The sequence below is a fragment of the Luteimonas galliterrae genome (genome assembly GCF_023374055.1).
GTDB classification, from domain to species: Bacteria; Pseudomonadota; Gammaproteobacteria; order Xanthomonadales; family Xanthomonadaceae; genus Luteimonas_C; species Luteimonas_C galliterrae.
The window spans coordinates 887,980-900,985 of sequence record NZ_JAMBEP010000001.1 but is presented as its reverse complement, the minus strand read 5'-3'; the positions used below and the strand labels follow the sequence as shown (position 1 = coordinate 900,985).

The window sequence follows — 13,006 nt, the reverse complement described above, 5'->3', positions numbered from 1 at the left end:
AGTGGATGGGAGCCTGGTTTTGATAAAGTGGCCATGAATAAACTCCTTCGGGATGAGTTCGGTTATTCACTGAACGAGGCGAAGAGCGCGGTTGATAAGATAGTCTCAAACGAGCCTGTAGCGCTGACGGTTGATCATGCCTCTCTTGCGCGAATTACATCGGAGCTAAACCGATTGAGGGTTAAGTTTGAGGCGTAGATTAGGAACGGCATTGATGCGCCAAGGCTATACACAGCGACGTGCGTCCGTTCGGGCCGGTGTAGACTCTGAAATGGTAGGCTTTGGCTGCGATGTGCCCAGCCGGAGAGAGCCGCATGGTTGACTTGCCGTGAGCCTGCCGCGCGAGCAACGCGCGGAGGCGATCCGCGCCGCACTGCAGGCTTCGCTGGCGCCGGTGCTGTGGAGATCCGCGACGACAGCCATCGCCATGCCAAGCATGCCAGCGCTCAGGACGGGCGAGGGCATTTCCATGTCGAGATCGTCAGCGAGGCGTTCGCAGGCCTGGCGCCGCTGGCTCGCGCGGTCTATGCGGCGTTGGGCGATTTGATGGTTACCGACATCCACGCCTTATCCATGCGCGCCCGCACGCCCGAAGAGGCTGCTTCGTAACGACGAACTTCCCTGACTACGATTCGCTTTTCGTAGGAGCGGCTTCAGCCGCGAGCTCTTTCCAGCACGCCGCGACCGGATCGAAAGAGCTCGCGGCTGAAGCCGCTCCTACGAAAAGCAGGTGGTGTCGCATCGTGTCTTGTTGCGATGCAGCAACCGTCATGGCCTGTCTGAAGCGAGTCCCCTTGTCGCCATGCCGATGCTGCACTTGCAGCATAACGTTTGCTTTACATCGCGCGTTGTAAACGTTTACATTCCCGGCACACCCCCGCCGGCGGAGGCGCATAAACGCGTGAACGTGACGATCAAGGACGTAGCGCGAGCGGCGAACGTGTCCGTCGCCACGGTTTCGCGAGCCCTCAACGGCCACCACAACGTGGCCGAAGCCGTCCGTCTTCGCGTGATCCGCGTCGCCAGCGAGTTGCGTTACAGCCCGCATGCCGCTGCGCGCAGCCTCAGCAGCCGCCGCACCCACACCATCGGTGTGGTGCTGCCCGACCTCTACGGCGAATTCTTCTCCGAACTGATGCGCGGCGTCGACCAGGTCGCGCGCGAGCGCGGCTTCCACCTGCTGGTGTCCAGCTACCACGGCAACCCGGAAGAACAGGGCGCCGCCCTGCGCGCCATGCGCGGGCGCGTCGACGGCCTGTTGCTGATGTCGCCCTACATCGGCGACACCGGGCACCTGACCGACAATCTGTCGCCGACCCAGCCGGCCGTGCTGATGAATACGCACCTGCCCGACAGCGGGCTCGCCTCGCTCAGCGTCGACAATTACGGCGGCGCGGTGGCGATGGTCAAGCACCTGGCCGACAGCGGCCGCAAGCGCATCGCCTTCATCGCCGGTCCGCAGGACAACTTCGATGCGCGCGAACGCCAGCGCGGCTATGCCGATGCGCTGGCCGAACGTGTGCCCGGCGCGCAGCCGTGGATACTGCCGGGCGATTTCAACGAAGCCTCCGGCCATGCGGCGGGCGTGCAGCTGGCGTCGTCGGAACCGCGTCCGGACGCCGTATTCGCCGCCAACGACATGATGGCGCTGGGCTGCCTGTCCGCCTTCCACCAGGCCGGCGTTCGCGTGCCCGAGCAGGTCGCGCTGGCCGGTTTCGACGACATTCCCTTGTCGCGTTACGTGCAACCGTCGCTGACGACGGTGCGCGTCAACATCGCCAGATTGGGCGGGCAGGCCATGAGCGCCTTGTCCGACGCCATCGGCACGGATGCCTCTCCACCCGCTTCGGTGTCGTTGCAACCGGAGCTGATCGTGCGCGAGTCCACCGCGGGCCGCATCGAAAAACCGGCCGGCAGTTCCTGATTGCGAGCGAACGTTTTTTTGTCTTTCGATGTAACCGATTACAACCGATGCATCGCCCTGGGAGGGGTCTGGTCATGAAACAGCTGCAAGCGAAGAAGACGCATTTGAATCGCAGAATATTGAGTTGTGCGCTGGCGAGTTGCCTGGCGATGGTCGCTGGCGGTGCGTTGGCGCAATCCACCGGCGCTACTTTGCGCGGGCAAGTGACCGCCGATTCGGCCCCAGCTTCGGGTGCATCGGTAACGGCAACCAACACTCGTACGGGCCTGACCCGGACGGTACAGACCTTGGGCGGCGGCAACTATAGTTTGGCCGGCCTGCCGCCTGGCAGCTATAAAGTGGATGTGACCGCCGACGGCAAGACCACCTCCAAGACGGTCACCCTGCAGGTGGGCCAAACGGCGACGTTGAACATGAGCGTCGGCGGTCTGCCCGAGACGGCCACGACCGGGGAAGCGACGACACTCGATACCGTGACAGTCATTGCCGCGCCACTGGTGGAAACCAAGACTTCGGAAGTATCGACCTACATCTCGACCAAGCAAATCGAATCGCTGCCGCAAGGAACGCGCAACTTCCTTGCGTTCGCGGACACCGTGCCCGGCGTCCAGTTCGTAGTGTCCGGAAACGGGTCGGCCACGGTGCGCAGCGGTGCGCAGACGGCCAACGGCGTGAATGTGTTCATCGATGGCGTCGGCCAGAAGAATTACGTCTTGCCCGGCGGCGTCAGCGGGCAGGACGACACCCGCGGCAATCCGTTCCCGCAATCCGCGATCGGCGAATACAAGGTCATCACGTCCAACTACAAAGCCGAATTCGATCAGCTGAGCAGCGCGGCCATCACCGCGGTGACCCGCTCGGGCACCAATGAGTTCGAAGGCGACGTATTCTGGGATCGTACGTCCTCCGACTGGCGCAAGCCGACCCCGGCGGAGGAAAAGGCGGGCATCAAGGCGCGCTCGAAGGAAGAGCAGTACGGCATCACTTTCTCCGGTCCGATCATCAAGGACCAGATGCATTTCTTCCTCGCGTACGAAGCCAAGACCTATGCGACGCCATTCACGGTCACGCAAGGCGAAGGCGCTGCGCCTTCCGACATTCCGGAGCAGTTCCGCGGCCTGTTGGGGCCGACCGTGGCGCCGTTCCAGGAGGACCTGTTCTTCGGCAAGATCGATTGGTCGATCGGCCAGAGCCATTTGCTGGAGCTTACGGCGAAGTATCGCGACGAGACCGAGATCACGGGCATCGGAGGAGTCAACGCGCTCCCGTTCGCTACGGCCAAGGACAACGACGATCTGAGGGTGGACCTGCGCTGGCAATACAGCGCGGACCGATGGATCAACGATATGCACGTCACTTTCGAGGATTCCAATTACGAGCCCGGCCCGGTCGAAACGGGCAACGGCTACATACTCACCCGCGACGACAACGACGAGAACGGCGGTCGACGCGTGCTGGCCGCCGGCCCCGGCGAGAACGGACAGCAGAAAGGGCAGAAAGGGTATTCGCTCCAGGACGACCTGACCTTCCTCGATCTGGAATGGCACGGCTTCCACACGGTGAAGGCCGGCTTCAAATACAAGGTGATCGACGTCAACGCGGTCGAGCAGTTCTTCAGGAATCCCCAGTATTTCTACGACATCGACGAAAGCACCACGCAACCGTACCTGGTGCGCTACGCCAGCGCGCTGCCTGGCATCGGCAACGGCAGCGTCGAATCGCGCAATAAGCAGTTCGGCATCTATATCCAAGACGATTGGGAAGTCAACGACAAGCTGACCTTGAACTTGGGCATCCGCTGGGATTGGGAAGAAAGCCCCATCTACCTGAACTACCGCACGCCGGCCGACGTGCTCGCTGCGTTCAACGGTCCCGATCCGCGCGCGTCCGATCCGAACCAGACTTATGCGCAGACGTTGGCCTTGGGCGGCATCGACATCAACAAGTTCATCAGCAACGGCAGCAATCGCAAGAACTTCAAAGACGGTTTCCAGCCGCGGCTCGGGTTTTCGTATGACCTGAAAGGCGACGAGCGGCACGTGATATTCGGCGGCGCAGGCCGTTCCTACGACCGCAATATCTTCAACAATCTGCAGCTCGAGGCGACCAAGGGCACATTCCCGGTCTACTCGCTCAAGTTCAACACGCCCGACCATCCGTGCACGGTCGGCGTCGACAATTGCTTCGACTTCGATCCTAGTTTCTTCAATCGCGCGACGTTGGATGCGATCGCGGCCGCTAGTCCCAACGCCGGACGCGAAGTGTTCATGCTCAGCAACGACCTGAAGACGCCGTACTCGGACCAGTTCAGCATCGGCATGCGCAACGCCGTCGCATGGGGCGGTACCGACTTCAACACCACGGTCACGCTATCGCGTATCGAGAGCCACGACGGATTCGCCTTCCTGCTCGGCAATCGCCGTCCGGACGGTTCGTTCTTCGAGCCGGGCGCGATACGCGAGTCGCCGTTCGGCTTCGGACTACCCGGCTTCCAGTCGGTGCTGCTGGGCGTCAACGGGATCGAAACCAAGGCGAACGCCTTGGCGCTGCAGATCGATAAGCCCTACACGCAGCAATCGCCGTGGAGCTTCACCGCCGCCTATACGTATACCGACGCGAAGGAGAATCGCCAGTTCAACGAGACGTTCTCGCTCGATTACCCGACGCTGGAAGGTTACGGTTGGTTCCAGGCGGCAGGCATACCAGAGCATCGATTGGTGCTGTCGGGCATCTACGACGGCCCTTGGGGCCTGACGTTCTCCGGCAAATACACGATATCGACCTCGACGCCTTACTACTACGTCGACGATACGAACTCGCCGCCTGGCCGAAGCACGCAATCGGTCGTCGCCCAGTTCGAGCCCGACTCCAATTTCCAGCAATTGGATCTGGCGGTGCAGAAGAACTTCATCATTCAGGACGATGTCAGATTCAGGATCAGGGCGGACCTGTTGAACGTCTTCGACGAAAGGAACTACAACAGCTATGACCTTTTCACTGGACGCTTGTCTGAGCCGAGTGGGCTGAACGAAAAGTTCGGTATTGAAACCGATGGAATCATCCTGCCGACGAGAACGTTCAAGCTATCCGCCGGCTTCAGCTGGTAAAACCAACGCGGGCCGGCCCCCGCGCCGGCCCGCTGCTCCCCAACGCTATGAAAGGTTCCTGGCTACATGCGCGTACGTCCGCTCCAACTCTTCTTCGTTTCCATGCTGGCATTCGGAGCCTGCGCGCTGACCGGTTGCGGACAGGATGAACCCGAGCGGAAACCCGATATCGCCGCGCCCAAGCCCGGCCCGATCGCGCAAACGCCGGCGCCGGCGCCGGTGAGGCCCGGCCCGCCGGAGCTGCCGCCGCTGTTCCGCGACATCGAGCGCAAGACTTTCCAGTTCTTCTGGGACACCACCAACGAATTGAACGGGCTCACGCCCGACCGTTTTCCGTCGCGGCCGTTCGCCAGCATCGCCTCGGTGGGCTTCGCGCTGACCGCGTACCCGATCGGCATCGAGAACGGCTGGATCAGCCGCAGGCAGGCGGTCGACCGCACCCTGGTCACGCTGAAATTCTTCCGCGACGCGCCGCAAGGCCCGCAGCGCACCGGAAAGACCGGTCATCACGGGTTCTATTACCACTTCCTCGACATGCAGAGCGGCCATCGCTACGAGCCATGGGTCGAGCTATCCAGCATCGACACGGCGCTGTTGATGAGCGGTGTGCTGTTCGCGCAAAGCTATTACGATCGCGACGACCCGCGCGAGAAGGAGATCCGCGACCTGGCGGAGGAGTTGTACCGGCGCGTCGACTGGGCCTGGTTGCAGCAGCGCAAACCGCTGATCTCGATGGGCTGGTATCCGGAGAGCGGCTTCATCCAGCACGACTGGAGCGGCTACAACGAAGCGATGATGCTGTACATCCTGGCGATGGCCTCGCCGACGCACCCGGTCGGCCCGGATGCGTGGTCGGTATGGACGCGGACCTACGACCTGAGCTGGGGTGTTTTCGAGGGACAGGAATACCTTAGCGGCGCGCCGCAGTTCTGGCACCACTACGCTCATGTCTGGATCGACTTCCGCGGCATCCGCGACGATTACATGCGCAATCGCGGCATTGATTATTTCGAGAATAGCCGGCGCGCGACCTACGCGCAGCGCGCGTACGCGATCGAGAACCCCATGAAGTGGAAGGAATACGGCGAGAACGTTTGGGGCCTGACCGCGAGCGACGGGCCGCAGCGCACCACCCAGTATTATCAGGGCCAACAACGCGAGTTCCGCCACTACAGCGCGCGCGGCGCCGGGCTGCGGGACGATTTCGACGACGGCACGCTCGCTCCGACCGCCGTGGTGGCATCGTTGCCATTCGCACCGGAGATCGTGATCCCGGCGACGCAGGCGTTGCACGAGCGCTACGGCGAGTACCTGTATTCCAGCTACGGTTTCCTCGACTCGTTCAACCCCAGCTTCGATTACGACATTCCGTTGAAGACAGGGCGGCTGGTGCAGGACAAGGGCTGGGTGGCGAGCGATTACATCGGCATCGATCAGGGGCCGATCCTGGCGATGATCGCCAACTATCGCAACGAGTTCGTCTGGAAGGTGATGAAGCGCAATCCGCACGTCCGCAGGGGCCTGGAACTGGCCGGATTCCAGGGTGGTTGGCTGACGCCGCAGGGCGAGGCCCCGCAGGTTTCGCCGCCGGATCCCAAAGCCGCGGCGGCGCGGGCGGTCGGCGTAGCTGAATCGCGCGCTGCCAATGCGCAATCGCAGCCGCCGGAGGCGCCGCGCCCGGCGCCTCCGCAATAAACTGGGCGGGTGCGCATCGCCAAGCCTCTGTTGATACTCGCCCTGGTCGCGTGGCTGCTGGCCGGCTGCGCGCGCGAGCCCGAGGTCACCACGATCCGTTTCTGGGCGATGGGCCGCGAAGCCGAAGTCGTCGGCGAACTGATCGACGATTTCGAACGCGAAAACCCGGATATCCGGGTCGACCTGCAACAGATCCCCTGGACGGCTGCCCATGAAAAGCTTCTGACCGCTTTCGCCGCCGACGGCCTGCCGGACATCTGCCAGCTCGGCAACACCTGGATACCGGAGTTCGCCGCGCTCGGCACGCTCGAGCCGATGCAGCCGTATGTGGACGCGTCGAAGGTCGTCGATCCCCAGGATTATTTCCCGGGCATCTGGGATACCAACGTGATCGATGGCCGGCTGCTCGGCGTGCCCTGGTATGTCGATACCCGCCTGGTGTTCTATCGCAAGGACATTCTGGCCAAGGCCGGCTTCGACCATCCGCCGGCCACTTGGGAAGAATGGGATAGGGCGATGGCGGCGGTGAAGCGCGTGGTCGGACCGCAACGCTACGCTTCGATGCTGCCGCTCAACGAGTTCGAGCAGTTGCTTTCGCTGGGCCTGCAACAGCCCGATCCGCTGTTGCGCGACGACGACGGCCGCGGCAACTTCGAAAGCCCCGGCTTCCGCCGTTCGCTAGCGTTCTACGCCAACATGTTCGAGCAGGGCTGGGCGCCGCCGATGTCCGAGACGCAGATCTCGAACGTGTGGGACGAGTTCTTCAAGGGCTTCTTCACTTTCTACGTGTCCGGCCCGTGGAATATCCGCGAGTTCAAGAAACGCGTGCCGGCAGGGTTGGAAGACGCTTGGGGCACCGCGCCGTTGCCCGGACCCGACGGTCCCGGCGCCGGCATCGCCGGCGGCACTAGCCTGGTGCTGTTCCGTTCTTCGCCGCGCAAGGCCGCTTCGTGGAAGCTGGTCGAATTCCTGTCGCGGCCCGCCGTCCAGCAGCGTTTCCACGCCGCGATCGGCGACCTGCCGCCGCGGCGCAGCACCTGGGAATATCCGCAACTCAAGGACGATCCGTACGCGCAGGCGTTCCGCGACCAGCTCGAACGGGTCAAGCCCACGCCCAAAGTGCTGGAGTGGGAACGGATCGTGCAGGAGATGCGCCTGGCCAGCGAGCGCGTGGTGCGCGGCGGCGAAAGCCAGGACGACGCCTTGCGCGACCTGGACAAGCGCGTCGACGAAATCCTGGAAAAGCGGCGCTGGATGCGCGACCGCGATCGCGGCACGGCAGGCGCGCAATGACCAAGGCATCGTTCGCCGGTTGGATGTTCGCAGCCCCCGCGCTGATCGTGATCGGCGTGTTCTTCGGCTTGCCGGTGCTGGCGGCGCTGGCATTGAGCCTGACCGATTTCGATCTGTACGCGCTCGCGGACATGGGCAATCTGCGCTTCGTCGGCGCCGGCAACTATCTGGAATTGCTGCGCACGCCGATGTTCTGGAAGTCGCTCGGCAACACCACTTACTTCGTCGTGGTCGGCGTGCCCTTGTCGATCGGAGTGTCGCTCGGCGCGGCGATGCTGCTCAATGCGCCGGTCGCGCGCTTCAAGGCGCTGTTCCGCACGGCGCTGTTCGCGCCGGTGGTGACCACGCTGGTGGCGGTGGCGGTGATCTGGCGTTATCTGTTCCATACCAGCTACGGGTTGGTGAATTGGGTGTTGGGCCATTTCGGCATCGCGCCGATCGACTGGCTCGGCGATCCGACCTGGGCCATGCCGACGATCATGCTGCTCGCGGTGTGGAAGAACTTCGGCTACAACATGGTGATCTTCCTCGCCGGACTGCAGTCGATTCCGCAGGATCTTTACGAGGCGGCGCGGATAGACGGCGCGTCGAAATGGCGGCAGTTCCTGCACATCACGCTGCCGATGCTGGGACCGGTGCTGCTGGTGGTGGGCGTGATCACCATTTCAGGCTATTTCCAGCTGTTCGCCGAGCCTTACGTGATGACCCGCGGCGATCCGCTGCAGAGCACGGTCAGCGTGCTGTACTACATGTTCGAGGAAGGCTTCCGCTGGTGGAACCTGGGCCGCGCTTCGGCGGTCGCGTTCCTGCTGTTCCTGATCATCCTGGCGGTCACCACGCTGCTGCTGCGCTTCGGGCGCAAGAAGGAGCTGGTATGAGCCGCCAGGTGGGCGAGTCGCGGTTCGGCGCGTTCGCGGTGAACGCCGCGCTGGCGTTGCTGGCGGTCGTCAGCCTGGCGCCGCTGGCCTGGATGGTGTCGGTATCGTTCATGCCGATCGGCGAGGCCAGCCATTTCCCGCCGCCGCTGCTGCCATCGTCGGCGACGCTGGTGAATTACCACCAGCTGTTCGAGCGCACCGGCATGGCGCGAAATTTCGCCAACAGCCTGATGGTATCGGTGGCCATCACCGGCCTGTCGCTGCTGGTCAACACGATGGCCGGCTACGCCTTCGCCAAGCTGCGCTTCGCCGGGCGCGAGCGCATCTTCCAGCTGCTGCTGGCGGCGCTGGTGATCCCGGCGCAGGTGGCGATGCTGCCGTTGTTCCTGATGATGAAGCAGCTGCACCTGGTCAACAACTACGGCGGCGTGATCGTGCCGGCGCTTGCGACGGTATTCGGCATCTTCCTGGTGCGCCAGTACGCGCGTTCCATTCCCGACGAATTGCTGGAAGCCGCGCGGATCGACGGCGCCAGCGAGTTGCGCATCTTCTTCCAGATCGTGCTGCCGATGCTCAAGCCGGTGCTGGTCACGTTGTCGATCTTCACCTTCATGGCGGCCTGGAACGATTTCATGTGGCCGTTGATCGTGCTGACCGACCAGGAGCACTACACGCTGCCGGTGGCGCTGGCCTCGCTGTCGCGCGAGCACATCCAGGACGTGGAGATGATGATGGCTGGGGCGGTGATCACGGTGTTGCCGGTGCTGCTGTTGTTCCTGTTGTTGCAGCGGTACTACATCCAGGGCTTGTTGCTGGGGAGCGTGAAAGGTTGATGGCAAGGAAAAGTCAAAAGCAAATCCCCCCCAGCCCCCCTTTTTCAAAGGGGGGAGAAAAGCGAAGCATGTTTCCGTCGCCATCGGCTGTTCCCCCCTTTGAAAAAGGGGGGCTGGGAGGGATTTGCTTCTGCTTGGCATTGCTCTACGCGTCGTCGACCCACGCCCAGCCAGCATCGCGCCTGCTTGATGCATTCGAGAACCCATCCGATTGGAAAGTCGTCGTCTCCAACCAGGTCAGCGGCAAGTTGAGGCAGATACAAGGCGTCGACGGCAAGGCCCTGTGCCTGGACTACGACTTCAGCGGCGTCTCGGGCTACGCCGGCATCCAGCGCGACATCGCCATCGACTATCCGCAGAATTACCAGTTCACGTTCCAACTGCGCGGCGATTCGCCTAAGAACGATCTGCAGTTCAAGCTGATCGACGCCAGCGGCGACAACGTATGGTGGGTCAACCGCCCCAAATACGACTATCCGCGCGATTGGGCGCAGGTCCGCTACAAGAAGCGCCACATCGACAAGGCCTGGGGTCCCGACCCGGACCGCACGCTGCGGCGCAGCGCGAAACTCGAATACACGATCTACAACAACGAGGGCGGCAAAGGCTCGGTCTGCTTCGACGAACTCGCCTTCGCGCCGCTGCCGCCCGATGACCGTTCGCCGTTGAAAACGACTGCGATGGCCACTGCCGCCAACGGCGGCGCCGTGGCGGGCAGGGCGGCCGACGGCGATCCGGGTACGGCCTGGTACGCCGATTTCGCCGCCGAGCCCAGTCCGCAACTGACGCTCGACCTCGGTAAGCGGCGCGAATTCGGCGGCTTGGTGCTCGAATGGCAGCCGAAGGAATACGCGACGGATTATCTAGTGCAGCTGTCCGACGACGGCAAGCAGTGGCGAGATGTCCGCACTGTGATCGGCGGCGACGGCGGCACGGATTACCTGGCGCTGCCGGAATCGGAAGCGCGCTACATCAAACTATTAGCCGGCGACGGTCCGCAAAACTCGTTTGGCCTATCCGAAGCGACGGTGCAGCCGCTCGAATTCGCCGCGACGCCCAACGATTTCGTCCGTTCGGTCGCCAAGGATTCGCCGCGCGGCTGGTATCCGCGCGGGTTCATCGGCGAGCAGCCGTATTGGACGATTCTCGGCATCGACGGCGGCGAAGAGCAAGGGTTGATCGGCGAAGACGGCGCGATCGAGGTCGCAAAGAGCGGTTTCAGCATCGAGCCCTTCGTGATGGTCGATGGCGAAGTCGCCACCTGGGCCGATGTCGGTCTTTCGCAATCGCTGCAGGACGGCTATCTGCCGATTCCCAGCGTGGAATGGAAACACGACTTGTTCGGACTGCGGGTTACCGCATTCGCGCAGGGCGAACGCATGCGTTCGCAACTGGTCGCCAGATATCGGCTGACGAACGCCAGCGACGCTGCGCGCGACTATGTCCTGGCGCTCGCCGTACAGCCTTTCCAAGTGAATCCGCCGACGCAGTTCTTGAGTACGGTCGGCGGCGTCAGCGCGATCGGCCGGCTATCGGTCGACGGCGGCACCGCATCTATCGCCGATAAGGCGCGCGTATTCGCCGATCACGCACCCGACGCCAGTTTCGCCAGTACTTTCGATGCAGGGATGGCGATATCGCACCTGTTCGCCGGCGCTTTGCCCGAGCCGCGCAGCGTCGACGATCCCACCGGTTTGGCGTCCGGCGCGATGCTGTACCGCATGCGCCTGATGCCGGGCGAATCCCATGAAGTGGCATTGATGATCCCGATGAACGGCCCCGGTACGGTCGCTGCAAAACCGTGGGATGCCGAACGGTTGCAACAGGCGGTCGCCGCGGACTGGCGCGGCAAACTCGACCGCGTGCACATTTCAGTGCCGAAGCAAGGCCAGGCACTGGTCGACACCTTGCGCACCGCGACCGCGCACATGCTCGTCTCGCGCATCGGTCCGCGCCTGCAGCCGGGTACGCGTTCGTATGCGCGCAGCTGGATCCGCGACGGCGCAATGATCTCCGAAGGCCTGCTGCGCATGGGCCGGGAAGACGCGGTGAAGGATTACGTGGCCTGGTACGCGCCGTACCAGTTCAAGGACGGCATGGTGCCGTGTTGCGTCGACCGCCGCGGCAGCGATCCGGTGCCCGAGAACGACAGCCACGGCGAACTGATCTTCAATATCGCCGAACTCTACCGCTACGACGGCGACCGCGCGTTCTTGGCGAAGATGTGGCCGCATGTGCTCGGCGCTTTCCAATACATGGAAAAACTCAGGCTGAGCGAGCGCACCGAAGCGAACCGGGCCAAGAACCGGGCGTTCTACGGCATGATGCCCGTGTCGATCAGCCACGAAGGCTATTCGGCCAAGCCGGTGCATTCGTACTGGGACAATTTCTGGGCGCTGCGCGGCTACAAGGATGCGGTCGAAGTCGCGCAGTGGCTGGGCAAGACGCAAGACGCGGAGCGCTTCGCGGCGGCGCGGGACCAGTTCCGCGACGATCTGTACGCATCCCTGCAAGCCGCGGCGGCCTTCCACAAGATCGACTATCTGCCGGGCTCGGCCGAGCTGGGCGATTTCGACGCGACCTCAACGACGATCGCGCTGGCGCCCGGCGGCGAGCAAGGCAGATTGCCGAAGAGGCTGCTCGACAACACCTTCGAGCGCTATTGGCGCGAATTCGAACAGCGCCGCGACGGCGAGCGCGAATGGGAAGCCTACACGCCCTACGAATGGCGCAACGTCGCCGCTTTCGTGCGCCTTGGCTGGCGCGAGCGCGCCTGGAGCGCGGTCGATTTCTTCTTCGCCGATCGCGAACCCGCAGCCTGGAACCAGTGGGCCGAAGTAGTCGCGCGCGAGCGGCGCAAGCCGTTCTTCGTCGGCGACCTGCCGCATGCGTGGGTCGCGTCGGATTTCGTACGCTCGGCGCTGGACATGTTCGCCTACGTTCGCGAGATCGACGACAGCATCGTGCTGGCGGCGGGCATTCCGGCGGCGTGGCTGGACGGCGAGGGCGTCGCGATCCGCGATCTGCGCACCGCCAACGGCAAGCTCGCCTATTCGCTGCGTCGCGAAGGCGGCACGCTGCGGCTCGACATTCCGAAAGGGCCGGCGTTGCCGAAAGGCGGCCTGGTGCTGCCTTGGCCTTACAAAACCGCGCCGGGAAGCGCAACGATCAATGGCAGGCCGGCGCAGTGGCACCACGGCGAATTGCGGATCGCGTCGCTGCCGGCGAAGGTGGAAATCGCGGCGCCTTGATGTCCTAATGCCGCATCGGGTGTAA

7 protein-coding genes and 1 pseudogene are annotated in these 13,006 nt (G+C 63.4%); all 8 read left to right on the top strand.

Going from position 1 to position 13,006, the window contains the following annotated elements:
* Positions 1-334: 334 nt before the first annotated feature.
* The 8 genes and pseudogenes from M2650_RS04010 (at position 335) to M2650_RS03975 (ending at position 12,981) form a co-directional block, all read left to right on the top strand.
* Positions 335-609 (top strand): annotated as a pseudogene (locus M2650_RS04010) (BolA family protein).
* Between the two features lie 292 nt (positions 610-901).
* Entirely contained in the window at positions 902-1,924 is a 1,023-nt protein-coding gene (locus M2650_RS04005; protein ID WP_249471505.1) for a LacI family DNA-binding transcriptional regulator, read from the top strand.
* Positions 1,925-1,998: 74 nt separating this feature from the next.
* On the top strand, positions 1,999-5,031 hold the full coding sequence (locus tag M2650_RS04000; protein ID WP_249471502.1) for a TonB-dependent receptor domain-containing protein: 3,033 nt from the start codon (positions 1,999-2,001) through the stop codon (positions 5,029-5,031).
* Positions 5,032-5,097: 66 nt separating this feature from the next.
* Positions 5,098-6,726: a glucoamylase family protein gene (locus tag M2650_RS03995; protein ID WP_345779834.1), complete on the top strand. Its 1,629-nt coding sequence runs from the start codon at positions 5,098-5,100 to the stop codon at positions 6,724-6,726.
* A gap of 9 nt (positions 6,727-6,735) precedes the next feature.
* The gene (locus M2650_RS03990) at positions 6,736-8,019 is read left to right on the top strand and encodes a sugar ABC transporter substrate-binding protein (RefSeq protein ID WP_486624465.1); all 1,284 of its coding nucleotides are present in this window, start codon (positions 6,736-6,738) and stop codon (positions 8,017-8,019) included.
* Positions 8,016-8,897: a carbohydrate ABC transporter permease gene (locus M2650_RS03985; protein WP_249471496.1), complete on the top strand. Its 882-nt coding sequence runs from the start codon at positions 8,016-8,018 to the stop codon at positions 8,895-8,897. The genes M2650_RS03990 and M2650_RS03985 overlap by 4 nt, the downstream gene beginning before the upstream one ends.
* Complete coding sequence (locus tag M2650_RS03980) at positions 8,894-9,730, top strand: carbohydrate ABC transporter permease (RefSeq protein ID WP_249471493.1); 837 nt, start codon at positions 8,894-8,896, stop codon at positions 9,728-9,730. The genes M2650_RS03985 and M2650_RS03980 overlap by 4 nt, the downstream gene beginning before the upstream one ends.
* Before the next feature lie 122 nt (positions 9,731-9,852).
* Complete coding sequence (locus M2650_RS03975) at positions 9,853-12,981, top strand: discoidin domain-containing protein (protein WP_425602528.1); 3,129 nt, start codon at positions 9,853-9,855, stop codon at positions 12,979-12,981.
* The last annotated feature ends 25 nt before the right edge of the window (positions 12,982-13,006 follow it).

Bases quoted from the DNA above. Each gene is read 5' to 3' on its own strand.
- M2650_RS03980 (WP_249471493.1), top strand. From the start codon at position 8,894: ATGAGCCGCCAGGTGGGCGAGTCGCGGTTCGGCGCGTTCGCGGTGAAC.
- M2650_RS04000 (WP_249471502.1), top strand. From the start codon at position 1,999: ATGAAACAGCTGCAAGCGAAGAAGACGCATTTGAATCGCAGAATATTG.
- M2650_RS03985 (WP_249471496.1), top strand. From the start codon at position 8,016: ATGACCAAGGCATCGTTCGCCGGTTGGATGTTCGCAGCCCCCGCGCTG.
- M2650_RS03995 (WP_345779834.1), top strand. From the start codon at position 5,098: ATGCGCGTACGTCCGCTCCAACTCTTCTTCGTTTCCATGCTGGCATTC.